We start from the raw sequence: 18,530 nt of genomic DNA on the forward strand, positions 1-18,530 counted from the left end.
GGGTCCCTGCCGATGCGTAGAGAGTGGGAGCTGGAGGACCTCATCGAGTGCTGGACACTGGATGAGGCCGAGGCCGAGTTACTGGCGAACAAGAGCGGTGCCACCCGTCTCGGATTCGCGCTGATGCTGAAGTTCTTCGAGCTGGAGGGCCGCTTTCCGCGCCGGGAGGACGTGCCGAAGGCCGCGGTGGACTACGTGACGGGGCAGGTGAAGGTCGATGCGGCGCTGTTCGCCGAGTACCGCTGGTCGGGCAGCACGATTGAGTATCACCGGGCGCAGATCCGCCGGTTCCATGGCTTTCGCGAGCCGACGGTCGCCGATGAGGACAAGCTGACGTTCTGGCTGGCCGACAAGATCTGCCCGGTGGAGACCTCGCGGGAGCGGCTGCGTGCCGCGCTGCTGACCCGCTGCCGGGAGGACCGCACTGAGCCTCCCACGCCCAAGCAGATCGAGCGGCTGGCCGGCGCGGCTGAGGCGCTGTTCGAGCGGGAGTTCACCACCACCACGATGCGACGGTGCCCCATCTCGGCAGCGGCTGCGCTTGAAGACTTGATCGCAGTCCCCGACCCTGACCCCGACCCGGACGGCAAGGGCGAGGCCGGGGCAGCCGGAGCGCGCAGCTTCCTGCAGGAGCTGAAGGAGGACCCCGGACCGCTGCAGTTGGAGACGCTGCTGGCCGAGATCGTCAAGCTGGAGCGGGTGAAGGCGATCGGGTTACCGGAGACCTGTTCGAGGGGGTGTCGGAGAAGGTGGTGGAGGTGTGGCGGGCACGGGCGATGCGCATGTACCCGTCCGATTTCGCCGCCGCGCCGGAGCCGATCAGGCTGACCTTGCTGGCGGCGCTGTGCTGGGTGCGCAAGGCCGAGATGATCGACGGTCTGGTGGAGCTGCTGATCCAGCACCGACGCCTTCACCTCGGTGGCCTCGCGCACCGTCATCGTTGAGGCGGTGCTGCAGAGACGGCTGTTGCTGTGCCTGTACGGGCTGGGGACGAACGTCGGGATCAAGCGGGTGGCCGACGGCGTGGCCGCGGCCACGCTGCCACCCGGGCAGCTCGACAACGAGGCGGCGCTGCGGCGCACCCGCCGGTTGTTCATCAACCGGGACAACCTGCGCGAGGCGATCCGGCTCATCGTCAACGCCACCCTGAAGGCGCGCGACACGGTGTTGTGGGGCGAGGGGACCTCGTGCGCGTCCGATTCGCGCAAGTTCGGGTCGTGGTCGGCGAATTTCATGACCGAGTGGCATGAGCGCTACCACGGGCCGGGGATCATGGTCTACTGGCACGTCGAACGGCGGTCGGTGTGCATCTACAGCCAGGTGACCAGCACGACCGCCTCCGAGGTGGCCTCGATGATCGAGGGCCTGCTGCGGCACCTGACCGACGCGGAGATCGATCGCCAGTACACAGATACCCATGGAGCCTCGATCGTCGGGTTCGCCTCCTCCGAACTGCTGGGCTTCAAGCTGCTGCCCCGGTTGAAGAACATCGGCTCTGCGCGGCTGTACCGGCCGGGACCGGCGAGGATGAGGCGTGGCCGCGCCTGGAGGCGGTGCTGTCGAACAAGACCATCGACTGGGATGTGATCGCCCGCAATTACGACCAGATGATCAAGTACGCGACCGCGCTGCGGTTGCGCACCGCCGAGTCCCACCAGATGCTGCGCCGCTTCACCCGCGGCGGTCCCAAGCACCCCACCTATCAGGCGATCGAGGAGCTGGGCCGCGTGATCAGGACGATCTTCATCTGTGAGTATCTGGCGGATGAGGAACTCAGAAGGGAGATCAACGAGGGGAACGTGGTGGAGAACTTCAATTCCGCCAGCAAGGATCTGTTCTACGGCAAGGCTGGCGACCTGACCGGCGACGACCGGGAGAACGTCGAGGTCTCCACGCTGGCGCTGCACTTGGTCGCCGCGGCCATCACCTACCTCAACACGCACCTGGTCCAGATCGTGCTGCGCGATCCGGCCTGGCGAAAACGGCTGAGCCCGGCCGACCGGCGCGGGCTGACGGCTCTGTTTCGGTCCCATCTGAACCTGTACGGCCGCTTCGAGCTCGACATGAGTCGCCACCTGGAGCTGGACGGCGTTTCGCTCGGGCGGCCCAGCGCCCCGTGACGCACGGGGCCGACATGGCTGATGCTGTTCAGCCCTGTCGGCCCCGCCGTCTACGGCTCGGATCGCTGCCGGATCGGCAGGCCGGTGGCGGGGTCGAACGACTCCCACCGTTGCACGACGGTCTGCCGCACCCCCTGGTCGAGCTGCGCCGCCACGCGGTGTTGCCCCTCGAAGTAGCGCCATTCGGCGTTGGGTTCGGTGTTCGGCTCGATTCCTCCGGTGCAGGCCAGGGCGAGGACCGCATCTTGTTCCCGATCGCCAGAGACCTTGCTCGTCAAGGCGTTCGATGGCGTAGTCGCTGATGCGTTCGCCGTGAAGGCCGGCGGCTTGGGCCTGGCGGACCAGACGAATGGCCGCCTCTGCGGCCTGGCTCCAGTCCACCTGGTGGTGCCAGCAGCACGCACGCGGGGCCTGGCGGGGCACGAGCCAGGGAGCCAGGCGGCGGATCCGCCGCCTGACCCAGACCTTCGGGCCGATCATGCAGTCCGGTTCGCGGATCTCGTTGGGCACGGGCAGGCGGACGACCTTCACCACTTCATACACCGGCTCATACACCGGCTGGATCGACTCGCTCGGCTCCGGCATGTAAGCCATCTTTGCCTGCCCGGAGTGGGCGGGCCGGGGCAACGGACGAAGTCATCGAGCCGCCGCGCCCGCCGCATCGGGAGCAGTGCTGGTCTTGTCGTCATGGTCGCGGAGCATCCGCACGACGGTCGCCGCCGAGGGGCGCCGTCCTTTCCGCTTGCCCCTGGTGACGACCAGGCGTGCGGCGATGTCGCGCGGTAAAAGGCTGCCCGGACCGTGGTGCCGAGGCCCTCATCGAGGGTGGTCTTCGACGGCTCGCTGCCCTGCCCGGCCGCTGGGGTTCGAGGTGCCGGCCGTAGCGGCTATTGCGTAGGGCGGAGTGCCTGCCTTACTTCGCGGTTGATGGCCCAGGCGTCCGCCACTGGGCCTACGTGCCCGAGCTTGTCGGGGTTGATCACCGTACGGATCGTCTGGATCTGCCCGTCGAGGATGTCGAGCGCCAGGGTGTGGAGCACCTTGCCGTCCCGGTCGCGGAAGATCGCGCCCGGCTGGCCGTTGACCTCGTGCGGCTCGCCCGTCACGCCGATCAGGGCCATCTGAGGGAAGGCCGAGGCGAGCAGCCGGGCCACGTTCTGGGCGCCGATAACGGCCTTGGCCAGTTGCGGGGCCTTGCCGCCGCCGTCACCGACCATCGATACATCGGCAGCCAGCAGATTCTGCAGGCCGACGACGTCGCCTTCACGCAGGGCGTCGAAGAACCGCGACGCCAGTTCTTCTCGCTCCTTGCGGCCCGCCTGAAAGCGGGGCCGGCCTGCGGCCATATGGCGCCGCGCCCGCACCGCCAGCTGGCGGCACGCCGCCTCCGAGCGCCCCACCGCTGACGCGACCTCGGGAAAGCCGAAGTCGAACACTTCCCGCAGCACGAAGACCGCCCGCTCAAGCGGGGACAGCCGCTCCAGCAGCACCAAGGCCGCCATCGACAACGAGTCCGCCAGCTCCGCCGAGCGCTCCGGGTCCTGGTATGGATCGGCGAGCAGCGGCTCAGGCAACCACGGCCCGACGTACTCCTCCCGCCGGACACGGGCCGAGCGCAACACGTCGATCGAGATCCGGGTCACCGTGGCCGACAGGAACGCCTTGACCGACCTGAGCTCGGTCGGGGCCGCTTCGAAGCGCAGCCAGGTCTCCTGGACCGCGTCCTCGGCCTCGCTCGCGCTGCCTAGAATCCGGTAGGCGATCGAGAACAACAGCGGCCGCAGCTCCTGAAACTCCTTGGTCCTGCTCATGCCAGCTCCTCCGTGAAACCCTGCCGCCACGACGGGTAGCGCAGCTGCCAGCCGAGCTCCCGCTTGGCCTTGGCGTTGGAGAAGCCGCGCCCCTCGGTCATCATCGTCACCACCACCTGTCCGGCCAGCAGCCGGGCCAGCCATGTGGGCACCCGCTTCGGCCGCTTCGCTCCCACGCACTCCGCCAGATACGGCAGCCATTCGACGGCCGGGGCCGGTTCGTCGTCCACGATGTCGAACACCCCTCTGGCCTTCTGCTCCACCGTCAGGACCGTGGCACTCGCCGCGTCGTCCACATGCACCCAGGAGGAGTAGCCGGTACAGCCCCCCACCAGCGGAACCTGCCGCTTGCGGATGAGTTCGACCTGGTCGTCTATGGCCCCGTGCCCGTACAGCCCGCCATAGCGTAAGGCTGCACCGCCGGCCTTGACGATCACCTCCTCGACATGGCGGATCGCCGCCGCCCCGGCGCGTGCCACCGTATCCTCCTCCGGGTCCAGCGGGTCCTCCTCGGTTTTCACCCATCCGCCCTGCCGGATGCCGTTCCATGAAGCGTGGCTCTGCGCGACGAGGTGGGAGACCCCGGTGGCCTCGGCGGCGGCCAGCAGGTGGTCCGTCCCCTCCGTGCGCAGCCGGTTGGTCTGGGTGAGCCACCGGTTGAGGTGCTTGATGTCGGGCTTTCCCGCGCGCGTCATCGACATCGCGCTCATCTGGTGCACGATCGCGTCCGGCCGAGCGGTGGCCACCACCTCACCGACCGACATCGCATCCAGGCCGTCCATCACCAACCCCTGCGCGCCCAACTCCGCCAGCAGCCCCAGCTTTGCCTCAGTCGTCGTCGTGGCCGTCACCTGGTGGCCTCGCGCCACGAGCTGCGAGACCAGCCGCCGCCCCAGAACCCCACTCCCGCCTGCCACGAACACTCGCATGGTCATCACTCTCCATGGTCGGCCACGATCCCTCCGCGGAGGGGGCCAGATGATCGGAACTGGGTGTCGCCGCCCGTCAACCGGTGAAGGGCTCAAGGACGAAGCGGCCCCACGCGATGAACGCCGCAACCGCGAGGTAGACCAGGTTCAGCACCACGAACGCGGATTCGCCGCGTCGACCGTGGGTGATCATCGCGCCGGCCATCAGCAGGATCCAGCAGACTGCGGTCACCGGCACCAGAACCGGCGCGATGCCGAGCGCGCCGGGCAGGATCAAGCCCGCCGCGGCCAGGAGCTCAAGGACGCCGAGGGTCTTGACGAAGCCGACGCTGGCGTCTGCGGTCCATCCCCCACCATGGACCGCAGCCAGTTTCTCCTTGGGCACGAACGCCTTGCTGATGCCGCCGCTCAAGGCCACCACCGCCAGCAGCCCGGCAGCGATCCACAACGCTAGGTTCATCGTCCACTCCTTGATCGAGGATTGTCTGCACCCCCTAGACGAGACAGCGACCTCCGCAGTGACATTTCCCAGCCTTCGCAACCCTGCGGCCCCAGGCCGCCCCCGCGGCACTACCCGTGGCCCGCACCCCGCCACCGGGTCATCAAAACCACCAGCCAGACGGCCTGTCACAACACCAGGCGACTAAAAGCGAGCTAAGACGAGGCGCCCCGATCGGCTGTGACACAGTGTGAGCCGCCTCACAGCCGAGAGCTTTCTGACCGGTACCGACGGGACTGTACGCGCGTGGTCCGCTGGCAGGTGTGCCGAGTTGCGCGTGAATGGAACGAAATCGGCGTCGGACCCGGCCGGGTGTCAGTTGCTCGGCGGGCAGGGGTTTTCTCAGGGCAGGCGCAGGTTGGTGACGAAGGCGCGGGCCAGGCAGAGCTGGGTGTAGGCGGCCGGCATGAGCCAGGTCCACCGCAGTCGTGACGCTAGGCAGCACGGCCGCGTGCGCGGTGGTGGTCTCCGTCGCGCTCATGGCGAGCGGCTGGTGGACGTTCGCGTACGGGGGTGCGGCGGGGCAATTGGTGTGGCCGGCGCCCGCACTGTGGCTGGCGGCGCTCGGGTTCTTCGCGGCCGCGGCGTTGCGCAACACCGCGGCGGCCACGTCACCGGTGGCGTTCGTGTGGACTGGGGAGCAGCTCTTCGGCGGCGCGCTGGCGGACAATGCGGCACACCGGCTCCTGCACCTGTTCGCGAACACGTCCTGGGGGAATCGCGCCCAGCTCCGCCAGCAGCCCCAGCCTCGCCTCAGTCGTCGTCGTGGCCGTCACCTGGTGGCCTCGCGCCACGAGCTGCGACACCAGCCGCCGCCCCAGAACCCCCGCTCCCACCTGCCACGAACACTCGCATGGTCATCACTCTCCAAGATCGACCATCGCCCCTCCGCAGGACGGGGCCAGAAGATCGGGAACTGTGGGTCGCCGCCCGTCAGCCGGTGAAGGGCTCGAGCACGAAGCGGCCCCACGCGATAAACGCCGCAACCGCGAGATAGATCACGCACACCAGCACGAACACGGATTCGCCACGTCGAACGTGGGTGATCACGGCGCCGACCATCAGCAGGATCCAGCAGACCGCGGTCACCGGCACGAGAACCGGCGCGATGCCGAGCGCGGCGGGCAGGATCAGGCCCGCCGCGGCCAGGAGCTCAAGAACACCCAGGGTCTTGAGGAAGCCGACACTGGCGTCTGCGGTCCATCCATAAGCAAGCGCCCTCTGATGGAAGGCAGCCAGCTTGTCCTTGGGCACGAACGTCTTTTGGATGCCGCTGCTCAGCGCTAGCACGGCCAGGAACCCGGCAGCGATCCACAACGCGAGGTTCATCATCTACTCCTTGATCGAGGATTGCCTGCACCCCCAAGACGAGACAGCGACCCCGCCAGTGACATCTCCGAACACTCGCGCGTCCTGTCTTCGGCGGGATCCCCGGCGGGGCCGCATGTCGTGTCCATCGCAGCGACCCTGATCTGGTGACCGGCCAGCCGATGGACAAAGCTCCCGCCGATACCAGCCCACAAGCTCGCGATTGTGAGGCCGTTCACACGGTGTCACAGCCCATCGGGGCATCTCGTCTCAGAGGGCATGACGAACTCGGAACAGACCTCGGTGCTGATCACCGGTGGCAACAAAGGACTTGGCCTTGAGACGGCCCGGCGGCTCAGCGAACAGGGCTGGACGATCTTTCTCGGCTCGCGCGACGAAAGGCGAGGACGGGCGGCTGCCGACAAGCTGAGCGACGGCGGCGCGAACGTGGTCATGGTCCCGCTGGACGTGACCTCGGACGAGTCGGTGACCGACGCCGTCCGGCTCGTCCGCGAGCACACCGATCGGCTGGATGTGCTGATCAACAACGCCGGCACGCCAGGAAAGGGCATCGCGCCGGTAGACGCGACGGCCGACGAAATTCACTCCGTCTACGACACCAACGTGTACGGACCGGTCAGGGTCACGCACGCGTTCCTTCCCCTGCTGCAGGCGGCGGACCATCCGCGGGTGGTGATGGTGTCCAGCGCCGGCGGTTCCTTCGCGGTCGTGACCGATCCACAGCAGGCCGTCTCGAAAATGCACGAGCTCGCCTACACCTCGTCCAAAGCGGCGCTGAACATGATCACCATCCGGTACGCCCAGGCGATCCCGCAGGTCAAGTTCAACTGCATCACTCCAGGAGAAGTCGCCAACCACAAATTCACCGCCACCGACATGAACAACCACACCGGCCAGCTGACGGTCACCGAGGGCACCGATCCGATCGTCAAACTCGCGCTGAGCGACGCCGACGGACCGACCGGGACCTTCACCGATCGGCTTGGCCCCGTTGCCTGGTGACCACCGCGCATCCCTCGGCCTTTGCCGGCGAGCCCGCAAAGGCCGAGGTGACACCTCTCGCAGCCACCGTTGTCCCCCACGAGGGCGGCGGTCGGCGCGGCGCACGTATGAACGCCGACCCTGAACGACCGGAACAACTCAGCCAGATCAATCACTGGGAGGTCATTCATGACGAAGAGCGTTGACAGCGAACTCGCCGACCTGGAACTGCCGGTCGAGCGGGGCTGCCCGTTCACCCCGCCCGCCGCCTACGAGCGACTGCGCGAGAAGGCGCCGATCAACAGGATCCGCCTGGTCAACGGTGGCGAGGCGTGGTGGGTGTCCGGGCATGAGGAGGGCCGTGCCATTCTCGCCGACCGCCGCTTCTCCTCCGACAAGCGCAAGGACGGCTTCCCGCTCTTCAACGTCGACGCCGCCACCCTACGGCAGCTCCGCAGCCAGCCGCCGCACATGCTCAGCATGGACGGCAGCGAACACGCCGCTGCCCGCCGTCCGGTGATCGGCGAGTTCACCGTGAAGCGGCTGGCCGCACTGCGCCCGCGGATCCAGGACATCGTCGACCACTTCATCGACGACATGCTCGCCACCGACCAGCGCCCGGTCGACCTGGTCCAGGCGTTGTCCCTGCCGGTGCCGTCCCTGGTGATCTGCGAACTGCTCGGCGCGCCGTACACCGACCACGACTTCTTCCAGGGCCTCACTGCCGTGGCGGTGCGCCGGACATCCTCGCCGGAGGAACGTCAGCGGGCCTTCGCCGAGCTGCGCGCCTACCTCGACGAGTTGATCACCCGCAAGGAGTCCGAACCCGGCGACGACTTGTTCGGCCGGCAGATCGCCCGGCAACGCCGGGAGGGCACCCTTGATCACGCGGGTCTGGTGAGCCTGGCCTTCCTGCTGTTGACCGCCGGGCACGAGACCACGGCGAACATGATCTCGCTCGGCGTGATCGGGCTGCTCTCCCATCCGGAGCAACTGGCTCTGATCAAGGCCGACCCGGGCAGGACGCCCATGGCCGTGGAGGAACTGCTGCGCTACTTTTCCATCACCGACACGGTCTCCTCCCGGCTGGCCACCGACGACGTGGAGATCGGCGGGGTGAGCATCAAGGCCGGCGAGGGCGTCATCGTCTCGGGCCTGTCGGCTAACTGGGACCCGGCGGTGTTTGAGAATCCGGCGGACCTGGATGTCGAGCACGGGGCCCGACATCACCTCGCCTTCGGATTCGGCCCGCACCAGTGCCTGGGCCAGAACCTGGCCAGGATGGAACTGCAGATCGTCTTCGACACGCTGTTGCGCCGCATTCCCACCCTGCGGCTCGCCACACCAGTCCAGGACCTGCCGTTCAAGACCGACGCCGTCATCTACGGCGTTGACGAACTCCCGGTCACCTGGTGAGGACATGATGCGGAGCAAAGTCGACACCGGGGTCTGCGCCGACTCCGGCCAGTGCCTTCCGAGCCGGCCGTGTTCGCCCAAGACGACGACGGCATCGTGGTCCTGCTGACCGACCACCCCACGGCGAGACCACGGCACAGGGGGCGCGGCGCCGTCAGCACCGACTTGGTTGGTGATCATGGGGTTCTGTCGCCCGTGTTGGAGATCTCCGACGTCGCTGACGTCGTGTTCGACCAGAGGACTCGATCTCGAATCAGGAAAGGAAGCAATTGATGACTATGACGGAGCAAGGAATGGGTTTGTTGGCCGGGAAGGTCGCGGTCGTGACCGGAGCGGGGTCCGGTATCGGCGCGGCGACCGCGGCGAGGCTGGCGGCTCTGGGAGCGCGGGTGTGCTGCGCCGGACGTACGCTCGAGAATGTCGAGCGAACGGCCGGGGAGATCGTGGCTGCTGGTGGTCAGGCGTTCGGGATGCGGGTGGACGTGGCGTCGCCTGAGGACAACGATGCGATGGTGCGCGAGACGGTCGCCCGTTACGGCGCCGTGCACATCGCACACCTCAACGCCGCGACGGGACACTGGGCCGGTGTGCTGGACTACCCGCTGGAGGAGTGGGACCGCACCATGGCGGTGAACCTGCGTGGTGTGCTGCTCGGTCTGCAGGCGGCGGGCCGGGCGATGCGCGACGGGAGTGGTGGCTCGGTCGTGGTCACCTCGTCGGCTGCCGGGCTCACCGGTGCTCGGATGTCAGCGGCGTACGCGGCGTCGAAGCACGGTGTGCTCGGACTGGTCAAGTCGGCCGCCCTGGAACTGGGGCCGGTCGGCATCCGGGTCAACGCCATCTGCCCGGGATACATCGCCAGCAACGACCTCACCCGGAAAATGGGCGAAGAGCTCGACGTCGCCAGCCGATTTCCGCTGGGCCGACCGGGGCGCAGCGAGGAGGTCGCCAATCTGGTCGCGTTCCTGGCCGGTGAGAGCGCGTCGTTCATCACGGGCAGCGTGTTCACCATCGATGGCGGCTGGCTGGCCGGCGGCATCGAACTCGGGGGCGATGCCGAGCAACCAACGACCAGCGACGACCGCATGGCTGCCATTGCCAACACGTCCTCCCTGAACTCGTAAGAACTGGCCGAACAGAACACCCGCATCGCCGACGCCGCGGCGGTGTCACCGAAGAGGCATGACCTGACCGCCGTCCGGTCTGCCGCCCTGTATCAGGAGGACATGTGCAACGTGGCGAAGTCTGGTGGGTCGCGTTCGACGAGCGGCGGCCGGTCGTACTGCTGTCGGGAGACGACGCGTCCGGGATCCGGGCGATGCAGGTCGTCGCTCCGGCGGGCGTCGACATCAGCGGCCTGGGCGTCGAAGTGGTAGTAGGAGCCGTGGAAGGACTGCCCTTTGAAGGCGTGCTGCGGATAGCGTTCCCTCATCTAGGCGTCACTCCGTGCACGTGGCTGACCACGGTGTCCCGGGACGACCTGATCGAGCAAGCGGGCGTCCTGTCCTCCGCGAAACTCAGCGAGATCAGGGACGCCCTCCGTCTCGGCGGACTCAGGTAGGCGGAGAAGGCGAACCCCGTCCTGGACGACCCCACCAGCGTGACCGGCGAGGCACAGCGCATGCTCGCCTCCGGCAGGCGCAGCGTGCCGACCGGGCAGGACCGGGCCGCCTTTAAATCTCGTGAAGGGCAGGTCCGTGGCCCAACGTCTACCGCATCCTCGCCGACCGCCACGTGCGCCCATTCTGGCATCTACGCGCAGGGCGCCCCGCTCATGCCAGTTATGGAGAGTTACTTCGATACGGACCCGAGTGGCGGAGCAATGCTGATGTACGTGATAACGGCCTATTATCACGTACATCAGCGATCATGGCGGCGCGGCGACCAGGACAACACTTCGCAGGGACGGTGCGCAACTCCGGCACGTTATCCGGTACATCATCCGGGCCGCAGCATGCTCCGCCGGGCGGTCGGCATGAGCGCCGCGCCAAAGATCACCGCCCTGCGCGGCGGGCACGTCACGCTCGCCGCGGCCGCCGACGCCTTCCTCGCCACCCCGCGCACCGCCAACCCCAACACCCACCGCGCCTACGCCTCCGCGATCGACCGCACCATCGAGCGGCTTGGCCGCGACCGGCCGCTCGCCGAGATCGCCGACGCCGAGATCGGCCAGGCGCTCGCCGAGCTGTGGGGCCGCTGCGCGCCGGCGACCTGGAACCGCAACCGCGCCGCCGTCACCTCCTGGCTGACCTGGTGGGCGTCCAGCGGGCCAGCCGTCGAGGCTGAAGGCGTGAGCGTGGCGGTGGGCGTCGATGCCGGTGCGGATGTAGGCGACGACGTCTTCGGGCAGGCGTTGCCCACCTCAACCTCCTGGGCCGCTACGACATCGGCCGGAGGCCTGTGCCGGCTCGGTGAAATTCCGACCTGCCCGGGGTGATCGGGAACGCGGGGATTTCCTGCAAGATCAAGCAAGGAGCGGTGCGGACGATTTGCAGAAATATATAGACCGGTCTATTTTGACGTCATGATTGAAACAAAGGGAGCCCAGACCAGCGCCCGGCTGGCTGAAGCGATGCTCGACTTGGTCCAGCGGCACGGCTACAGCGGTACGGGACTCAACACGGTCCTCCAGCACGCCGGCGCCCCGAAGGGGTCGCTGTACTTCCATTTCCCCCAGGGGAAGGAGGAACTGGGAGAGAAGGCCGTCGAGCTGGCGGCCAGGCAGTTTCGTTCGCTTGTCACCGACCAGGCACTGGCATCGGCCTCACCGATCGAGGTGGTGCGCCGTGTGATCGACACGCTGGCCGACCTGTTCACCGACAGCGACTTCCAGCTGGGCTGCCCGGTCTCGGTGGTCACCTTGGAGATGGGTGCCCAGAGTGAGCGGCTGCGGGAGGCCTGCGCGAACGCTTTCGAGTCCTGGATCGCGCCGGTCACCGACCAGCTCGTCGCCCACGGCCGTCCTCGCCCCGCCGCCCGTGCGACGGCAACCGCCGTGGTCAGCATGGTGGAGGGAGCGTTGATTCTGTCGCGTGCCCAGCGCTCCACCGAACCGCTGAGCTGCGCCGCCGAGGCGCTCGCCGTGCTGCTGAACGACGGTGCGGAGGCCTCGGCATGAGCGCCACGCAGCGGCACGCACTGGTGCTGGGCGCCAGCGGCTTCATCGGACGCCACGTGGTCCTCGCGCTCCGCCAGGCCGGCGTCCGGGTGAGCACAGCCAGCCGGAGCCATGAGTCCTACCAGCGGCTTGCCCGCTGGCTGGCCACACGCGGACTCGACCAGGCCCCGGCCGATCTACGGGTCGACTTCACCGGCCCCACCCTGATCGAGGGCGACTGCGACGATGTCACCGAGATCTACAACTGCGCCGGCGCCTACCGGTTCGGGATGTCAGCCGACGAAGCGCGCCACGCCAACGTCGACACCGTCCGCGCGGTCGTCGCCTTCGCGGCGCGATTGCCGCACCTGCGCCGCCTGGTTCAGGTCTCCGGCTACCGCGTGGGAGGGCAGGACCCTGCCCCCTGGAGTGAGGAGCACCGACGCCAGACCTACCAGGCCCTGGGCGCCTACGAGGCATCCAGGGTCGAGGCAGACGCCGTCTTCCAGGCAACAGCAGAGCGACTGGGCGTCCCCTGGTCCATCGTCAACCCGCCCAGCGTCATCGGCGACAGCGCCACCGGCGAGTCCGACCAGCACCTGGGGCTCGCCTCCATGGTGAAAGACATCTGGCAAGGCTCGTTGCCCGCGGTCCCGGGCAACGAGCAGACATTCGTCCCCATCGTGGCGGCCGACTATCTGGCCCGGTTCATGACCCTGTTGCCGACGGACGAGGCCGCCGAAGGCGCGGCGTACTGGCCACTGGACGATGACACCCCGACGATGCCCGGCCTGCTCGCACTCGTCGCCGAGCACTACCAGACCAAAGCCCCCCGGGCACGGATCCCGGTGCCGCTGCTCAAGCGCCTGCCTCGATGGCTCACCAAGGCCGACCCGGAAACCCTGACGTTCCTGTCGAGCGACCGATACCCCACCGACTCCGCGCACGCCTTCGCCGCCCATCACGGGCTGCGCATGCCGGACACCGCCACCACGATCCGCCGCTGGGCCGACCACCTGGCCGCGCACCGTTTCGGGGACGCGCCCACCGGCGACCGACGGTTCGCCGTGCTGGGCGGGGTGCGGACGTTCGAGCTCGGCGAACCGGGCGCCCCCACGGTGGTGCTGCCGGGTCTGCCGGTCAACGCCGACACCTGGGCACCGGTCCTCGCAGCGATGCGCGGCGCCCGCGCTGTCGATCTACCCGGGCTGGGGATGAGCGCGGGACACCGCCAGGACTGGCCGTCCTGGCTGAGCGCATTGGTGACCCAGACCGGAGCCCGCCACCTGGTGGGCCACTCCATCGGCGCCGCGGCTGCCGTCGAGGCCGCGGCCGCCCACCCCGAAACGGTGGAGCAGCTCACGCTCGTGGCGCCGTTCTTTCTGCAGCCGCCCCCAGGATTCCCTGCGCGGTCGGCGTTCCTGACCCGCCAGTACCTGAGCCGAGCAACACCCCGCGCGCTGGCCGAGCGACTCACCGGTGACACCGCACACGCCACCGCACTCCACACGAGTGTGGCCGATCTTCGCCGCGGCACCGCCGCCGCCACCGCCCGCCTCCTGGCAGTCACCACCCAACCGCAATGGCGCGAAGACCTCCAGACCAAACTGCAGCGCTACCCCGGGCCAGTACACATCATCGTGGGCTCCCACGATCCCCTCACCCCACATGGACAGGCCCTGCTGGACGCACTCCCGAACGCCACCGTGATCGTCATCGCCGACGCGGGACACCATCCCCAACTGACCCACCCACACGACCTCGCCCAGACCATCACTGGGCCTGGATCCACCACACTGATTTCGAGTGAGCGTTACGGCTCACCTTGACCGCCGGGCACCAGGATCGGATGATCGCCGCTGAGATCGTCATCAATGCCCTGTCCCGGCATGGCCTGCAGGCTGCGCACCCTGGATGGCCAGATCGCCGATGCCGCCGCGGTCGCCGGCGGCCGGGTGCTGGCGATCCGACCGCCCGGCCGTCTTGCCCATACTTCCGAGATCGACCCAATCTCGGAAGTAGGCTCCCGAGCGTGACTTCCGACGCATGTGGCTGCTGCGCGACGGCCCTGCCAAGCGCAGCCGCGTCTACGTCAACTCCGTCCTCACCGCGCTGGACGACTTCCACGTCCGCCGGGGCCTGGGCAAGGCCGACATCGCGCGTGAAGACCTGCCCAAGAACGCGCCGCGCGCCCTGGCCGAACGCGCCCGCATCCGCTGGCTGCGCGCCGTCGAGGCCCATCTGTCCCCCCGCGGCCGGTGCATCGCGCTGATCCAGTACTACGCCGGCGCCCGCATCAGCGAGGTCGTCCGGCTCGACGTCGGCGACGTCCAGATGTCGGCCCGCAAGGGCAAGCTGCGCCTGTACGGCAAGGGCGACACATTCCGCGAAGTCGACATTCACCCCAAGCTCCGCACCGAGCTACAGCTCTGGCTCGACGAACGCCCCAACTGGCCCCACGCCGGCGACAACCGGGCCCTGTTCCTTAACGCCAAGGGCGGACGGCTGACCGCCCGCGCCGCCGGCGGCATCATCGCCGAGATCGCCCAGACAGCCGGGCTGGACGATCCCACCACGGCGCACGTCCTGCGCCACGCCCTCGCCACCACGTTGGTCCGCGGCAAAACCGACCTGGTCCTGGTCGCCGAGATCCTCGGCCACGCACGCCTGGAGACCACCCGCCGGTACAGCTTGCCCTCCGACCAGGACAAGGAAGACGCCCTCAAACTGATCACGGTTGACCGCTGACCGCACACTGGCCTGCAGAAACGGGTATCAAGATCGACTCGTGGCCGGTTTTACCTGTATCTCGGCTGGACCCGCATACGGGAGTTCCGGAGCCGATTCAGCGGCTCCAGACACACTCGGCGACGAAGGCTACAGAGAGTTACTTTGGGGCTGGTCGCGCCGACCCGAGCGGTGGGCCAACGGGACGAACGGGTTCATCGCCGCCGTCGCCCCTTGCGCAGGATTTGCTCATGTAAGCTAGGATTTGCTTATGCGAGCAAATGAGTCGTCCGGCACACGCGGCCGGACGTTCACGGAGAGCGCACGGCGGGCGCAGATCGTGGCCGCCACGATCGAGACGATCGCCGAACTGGGCTACGCCCGTGCCTCGTTCGCCCAGATCGCCAAGCGGGCGGGCCTGTCCAGCACGGGCCTGATCTCCTACCACTTCGCGAGCAAGAACGAGCTGGTCAAGCAGGCGGTCATCCAGATCTACGGCGAGATCACCGCGTTCATGACCGAGCGGCTGGCAGACCAGCCGACGGCGACGGAGGCGCTCCGCGCGTACATCGAGGGGAACGTCGAGTTCTCCGGAGCTCATCGGGTGGAGATGAAGGCGCTGCTCGACATCTTCATCAACGGCGGCATCGACTACGGCGAGCCCAAGGAGCGCGCCGCGCTCTCCCCAGTGGAGCAGATCCTCCACTGGGGGCAGCAGACCGGCGAGTTCCGCGAATTCGACGTCCAGGTGATGGCGACCAGCCTTCAGCGTTCCGTCGAGGGGCCGAACTTCCTGCTGGCCGGCGACACCGCCCTGGATCTGCGGGCCTACGCCCGCGAACTGGTGTCGCTGTTCGAGCGGGCCACCCGCGCGGACACCTGACACACACACCCACCATTGACAGGGAGACATCCTTCATGAAAGTCCTGCACCGCCTGGTGTGCCCCGGCGCGTTCCTGCTCACGCTGGGTGCGGCGGCCCCCACACAGACCACCGGCCCGCCCGCTCCCGACCCGAAGCCGGCGGTGTCGGCCCAGGCGACCGGCTCGCCGGTCGTCCGCCTGCAGTCCGGGCGCGTTCGTGGCGTCGACAAGGGCGCGGTCCGGACCTTCTCCGGCATCCGCTACGCCGAGCCGCCGGTCGGCCGCCTGCGCTGGGCCCTTCCCAAGGCCGTGCGGCCGTGGAGCGGCGTCGCCGACGCCACCAAGCCCGGCGCCGCGTGCCCCCAGGCCAAGATGCCCGGTGTGCCGCTGACCGACGAGGACTGCCTGTACGTCAACGTCACCATGCCGCGCAACTCCGGCGGCAAGCCGCTCCCGGTGATGGTCTGGATCCACGGCGGCGGGTTCACCAGCGGCGCCGGCAGCCAGTACGACGCCCAGCGCCTGGCCACCCAGGGCAATGTGATGGTCGTGACGGTGAACTACCGGCTCGGCGTGCTCGGCTACTTCGGTCACGAGGAACTGACCGGCTCGGGCACGTACGGGCTGGCGGACCAGATCGCCGCGCTGCGCTGGACGCGCCGTAACGCCGCCGCGCTGGGCGGCGACCCGGGTAATGTCACCGTCTTCGGCCAGTCCGCGGGCGGCATGAGCACGTGCGGCCTGCTGACCACGCCTGCCTCGGCCGGCCTGTTCGACAAGGCGATCGTCTCCTCCGGCTCGTGCCTCATCGACTGGCCGAAGGGAGGGTTGTTCCCCAGCTCTCACGCGCACACCCCGTACACGTCCCTGGCGACGACCAAGAAGGACGGCGCCGCGCTCGCCCGGACCCTGAAGTGCGACAAGGGCTCGGCCCGCGAGACCCTCGACTGCATGCGCAAGCGTCCCGTCGCCGACTTCCTGCCGCACATGACCACCTTCAGCGACCACATCACCTACGGCACGCCGTTGCTGCCCAAGAACCCCGCCACAGCGCTGCGCAAGGGCTCGTTCCATCGTGTGCCGGTGATCTCCGGCGGCACCCGCGACGAGATGCGCGCCTTCATCGGCGGCGCCGCCATGGGGGGCCAGAAGTTCACCGCCGAGCGCTACCCCGAGCTGATGCGCACGACGTTCGGCGACAAGGCCGACGAGGTGCAGGCCCGCTACCCGCTCTCCGCCTACGACTCGCCGGCGATGGCCTGGGCGGCGGTGAACACCGACCGTTCCTGGGCCTGCCCCACGCTTGAGGCCGACCGGCTGTTCGCCCGCCACACCGACGTCTACGCCTACGAGTTCGGTGACCGCAACGCGCCGAACGTCAACGGCATCGACGTCCCCGGGCTGCCCCCGGGCGCGGCCCACGCCAGCGACCTGCCGTCCCTGTTCGACCTGAACGGCGTCAACATCCTCCCCACGCCGGCGCAGCAGCGGCTCGGCGCGCAGATAGTCGACTACTGGACCGCCTTCGCCCGCACCGGCGACCCCAACGGGAAGGGCTCGCCGCGCTGGTCCCGCTTCACCGGGCAGGGGCCGGTCCTCGGCCTGGTGCCGGACGCCGTGCGGCCCGTCGACTACGCCGCCGACCACCAGTGCTCCTTCTGGAACAAGCTCAGCTGAGGCCGCCTCGCGGCGCCCGACCGGGGGCGCCGCCATCAGATCCGGGCTGGGCGCACCATCCACCCATCGGTTGATTGCGCGCTCAGCCCGATCCGCCGCCGATCATGGCCGGCGGGTCGATCCCCGGCCTGAGCTGGGAGATCACGATGGACGCATGGCAGTCATCGACGTCGCCGGCCTCACCAAGAGGTACGGCGGCCACACGGTTCTGAACGGCGTCTCCTTCTCCGTCGAGGAAGGCGAGATCTTCGGCCTGCTGGGCCCCAACGGCACCGGCAAGACCACCACCGTCGAGTGCGTGGAGGGCCTGCGGCGGCCCGACAGCGGCACGATCCGGGTGCTCGGGCTGGACCCGATCGGCGACGGCCGCGCGCTGCGCGAGCGCATCGGGGTGCAGCTGCAGCACACGGAGCTGCCCGACAACATCAAGGTGTGGGAGGTGCTCGACCTGTACGCCACCTTCTACGCCGAGCCGAACGACTGGCGCAAGCTGCTGGAGCAGTGGGGGCTGGGCGACAAGCGCGACGCTCGTTTCGGCAAGCTGTCGGGCGGCCAGAAGCAGCGGCTGTTCATCGCCCTGGCCCTGGTGGGCAATCCGAAGGTGGCCTTCCTCGACGAGCTCACCAGCGGGCTCGACCCGCAGGCCCGCCGGGCCACCTGGGAGCTGATCAAGCAGGTACGGGCCTCGGGCGTCACCGTCGTCCTGGTCAGCCACTTCATGGACGAGGTGGAGGAGCTCTGCGACCGCGTCGCGGTCTTCGATCGGGGTGGCATCGTCGCGACCGGCAGCCCGGCGGAGCTGATCGACGAGGTCGACGCCGAGCATCAGGTGCGGTTCACGCTGATGGCCGGCGCCGCCGACGACCCGGTCGCCCTGCTGAGCGGCCTTCCCGGCGTCTCGGGTGTGACGCGTGACGGCGACCGGGTGAGCGTGACGGGCCGGGGAGACTTCGCCACGGCCGTCACCTCGGCCCTGGCCCGCAACCTCATCCCCGTCGCGAACCTGCGCATCGACAAGCGCACGCTCGACGACGCGTTCACCACCCTGACCGGTCGTTCGTTCCACCCGTGAGGAAGACC

General features: G+C 68.6%; 22 protein-coding genes. 17 read left to right on the top strand and 5 right to left on the bottom strand.

All coding sequences use genetic code 11. From position 1 onward, the window contains the following. The 3 genes from E1267_RS46425 to E1267_RS47255 all read left to right on the top strand — a co-directional run. Window positions 1-828: DUF4158 domain-containing protein (locus tag E1267_RS46425; RefSeq protein ID WP_246063978.1), on the top strand; the 828-nt coding region annotated here is incomplete at its 5' end. Window positions 829-948: 120 nt separating this feature from the next. Further along, the gene (locus E1267_RS47250) at window positions 949-1,587 is read left to right on the top strand and encodes a Tn3 family transposase (RefSeq protein WP_281283645.1); all 639 of its coding nucleotides are present in this window, start codon (window positions 949-951) and stop codon (window positions 1,585-1,587) included. Next, window positions 1,554-2,120, top strand: a complete 567-nt coding sequence (locus E1267_RS47255; RefSeq protein WP_281283646.1) for a Tn3 family transposase — start codon at window positions 1,554-1,556, stop codon at window positions 2,118-2,120. The genes E1267_RS47250 and E1267_RS47255 overlap by 34 nt, the downstream gene beginning before the upstream one ends. A gap of 50 nt (window positions 2,121-2,170) precedes the next feature. Here the strand turns inward: E1267_RS47255 and E1267_RS17345 are convergent, their stop codons facing one another. Further along, window positions 2,171-2,398, bottom strand: coding sequence for a hypothetical protein (locus E1267_RS17345; protein WP_132333612.1), 228 nt, complete (start codon window positions 2,396-2,398; stop codon window positions 2,171-2,173). 71 nt (window positions 2,399-2,469) lie between these two features. Between E1267_RS17345 and E1267_RS17350 the strand changes: the two genes are divergently transcribed. Beyond that, window positions 2,470-2,709, top strand: coding sequence for a hypothetical protein (locus E1267_RS17350; RefSeq protein WP_132333613.1), 240 nt, complete (start codon window positions 2,470-2,472; stop codon window positions 2,707-2,709). Between the two features lie 298 nt (window positions 2,710-3,007). Here E1267_RS17350 and E1267_RS17355 read toward each other — a convergent pair whose 3' ends face one another. The 3 genes from E1267_RS17355 to E1267_RS17365 all read right to left on the bottom strand — a co-directional run bounded on the left by E1267_RS17355 (window position 3,008) and on the right by E1267_RS17365 (window position 5,320). Beyond that, entirely contained in the window at window positions 3,008-3,931 is a 924-nt protein-coding gene (locus tag E1267_RS17355) for an RNA polymerase sigma-70 factor (RefSeq protein WP_132333614.1), read from the bottom strand. Continuing rightward, on the bottom strand, window positions 3,928-4,866 hold the full coding sequence (locus E1267_RS17360; protein WP_220449528.1) for an NAD-dependent epimerase/dehydratase family protein: 939 nt from the start codon (window positions 4,864-4,866) through the stop codon (window positions 3,928-3,930). Before E1267_RS17360 ends, E1267_RS17355 begins: the two co-directional genes overlap by 4 nt. 70 nt (window positions 4,867-4,936) lie before the next feature. Continuing rightward, the gene (locus E1267_RS17365; RefSeq protein ID WP_132333615.1) at window positions 4,937-5,320 is read right to left on the bottom strand and encodes a DoxX family protein; all 384 of its coding nucleotides are present in this window, start codon (window positions 5,318-5,320) and stop codon (window positions 4,937-4,939) included. Between the two features lie 467 nt (window positions 5,321-5,787). On the opposite strand from E1267_RS17365, the gene E1267_RS44370 reads away from it, so the two are divergent. Beyond that, window positions 5,788-6,303 (top strand): hypothetical protein, encoded by a 516-nt coding sequence (locus tag E1267_RS44370; protein ID WP_165959654.1) that lies wholly within the window; start codon window positions 5,788-5,790, stop codon window positions 6,301-6,303. Here the strand turns inward: E1267_RS44370 and E1267_RS17375 are convergent. Further along, complete coding sequence (locus tag E1267_RS17375) at window positions 6,293-6,691, bottom strand: DoxX family protein (protein ID WP_246063979.1); 399 nt, start codon at window positions 6,689-6,691, stop codon at window positions 6,293-6,295. The two genes, E1267_RS44370 and E1267_RS17375, sit on opposite strands and share 11 nt — an antisense overlap. Window positions 6,692-6,946: 255 nt before the next feature. Between E1267_RS17375 and E1267_RS17380 the strand changes: the two genes are divergently transcribed. From E1267_RS17380 to E1267_RS17435, 12 genes are all read left to right on the top strand, one after another. Next, window positions 6,947-7,690 carry an SDR family NAD(P)-dependent oxidoreductase gene (locus E1267_RS17380; protein ID WP_132333616.1) on the top strand — a complete coding sequence of 248 codons (744 nt, stop codon included), beginning with the start codon at window positions 6,947-6,949 and terminating at the stop codon, window positions 7,688-7,690. Beyond that, window positions 7,687-7,875, top strand: coding sequence for a hypothetical protein (locus E1267_RS17385; protein WP_132333617.1), 189 nt, complete (start codon window positions 7,687-7,689; stop codon window positions 7,873-7,875). Before E1267_RS17380 ends, E1267_RS17385 begins: the two co-directional genes overlap by 4 nt. Beyond that, window positions 7,859-9,085 (top strand): cytochrome P450, encoded by a 1,227-nt coding sequence (locus E1267_RS17390; protein ID WP_132333618.1) that lies wholly within the window; start codon window positions 7,859-7,861, stop codon window positions 9,083-9,085. Before E1267_RS17385 ends, E1267_RS17390 begins: the two co-directional genes overlap by 17 nt. Before the next feature lie 293 nt (window positions 9,086-9,378). Further along, window positions 9,379-10,209, top strand: a complete 831-nt coding sequence (locus E1267_RS17395) for an SDR family NAD(P)-dependent oxidoreductase (protein ID WP_165959655.1) — start codon at window positions 9,379-9,381, stop codon at window positions 10,207-10,209. A gap of 104 nt (window positions 10,210-10,313) precedes the next feature. Next, on the top strand, window positions 10,314-10,646 hold the full coding sequence (locus tag E1267_RS48195; protein ID WP_132333620.1) for a type II toxin-antitoxin system PemK/MazF family toxin: 333 nt from the start codon (window positions 10,314-10,316) through the stop codon (window positions 10,644-10,646). A 414-nt stretch (window positions 10,647-11,060) separates the two neighbouring features. Next, window positions 11,061-11,522 carry a hypothetical protein gene (locus E1267_RS46435; protein ID WP_246063980.1) on the top strand — a complete coding sequence of 154 codons (462 nt, stop codon included), beginning with the start codon at window positions 11,061-11,063 and terminating at the stop codon, window positions 11,520-11,522. 87 nt (window positions 11,523-11,609) lie between these two features. Then, window positions 11,610-12,203 carry a TetR/AcrR family transcriptional regulator gene (locus E1267_RS17410; protein WP_132333621.1) on the top strand — a complete coding sequence of 198 codons (594 nt, stop codon included), beginning with the start codon at window positions 11,610-11,612 and terminating at the stop codon, window positions 12,201-12,203. Next, window positions 12,200-14,011 (top strand): alpha/beta fold hydrolase, encoded by a 1,812-nt coding sequence (locus E1267_RS17415; protein ID WP_132333622.1) that lies wholly within the window; start codon window positions 12,200-12,202, stop codon window positions 14,009-14,011. Before E1267_RS17410 ends, E1267_RS17415 begins: the two co-directional genes overlap by 4 nt. Window positions 14,012-14,228: 217 nt before the next feature. Continuing rightward, window positions 14,229-14,930 carry a tyrosine-type recombinase/integrase gene (locus E1267_RS17420; protein WP_132333623.1) on the top strand — a complete coding sequence of 234 codons (702 nt, stop codon included), beginning with the start codon at window positions 14,229-14,231 and terminating at the stop codon, window positions 14,928-14,930. Between the two features lie 250 nt (window positions 14,931-15,180). Next, entirely contained in the window at window positions 15,181-15,792 is a 612-nt protein-coding gene (locus E1267_RS17425; RefSeq protein WP_132333624.1) for a TetR family transcriptional regulator, read from the top strand. Window positions 15,793-15,827: 35 nt separating this feature from the next. Beyond that, on the top strand, window positions 15,828-17,450 hold the full coding sequence (locus E1267_RS17430; protein WP_132333625.1) for a carboxylesterase/lipase family protein: 1,623 nt from the start codon (window positions 15,828-15,830) through the stop codon (window positions 17,448-17,450). Between the two features lie 154 nt (window positions 17,451-17,604). Continuing rightward, window positions 17,605-18,522 (top strand): ABC transporter ATP-binding protein, encoded by a 918-nt coding sequence (locus E1267_RS17435; RefSeq protein ID WP_132333626.1) that lies wholly within the window; start codon window positions 17,605-17,607, stop codon window positions 18,520-18,522. Window positions 18,523-18,530: the final 8 nt, after the last annotated feature.

It is taken from the genome of Nonomuraea longispora, from assembly GCF_004348345.1.
Taxonomy (GTDB): Bacteria; Actinomycetota; Actinomycetes; order Streptosporangiales; family Streptosporangiaceae; genus Nonomuraea; species Nonomuraea longispora.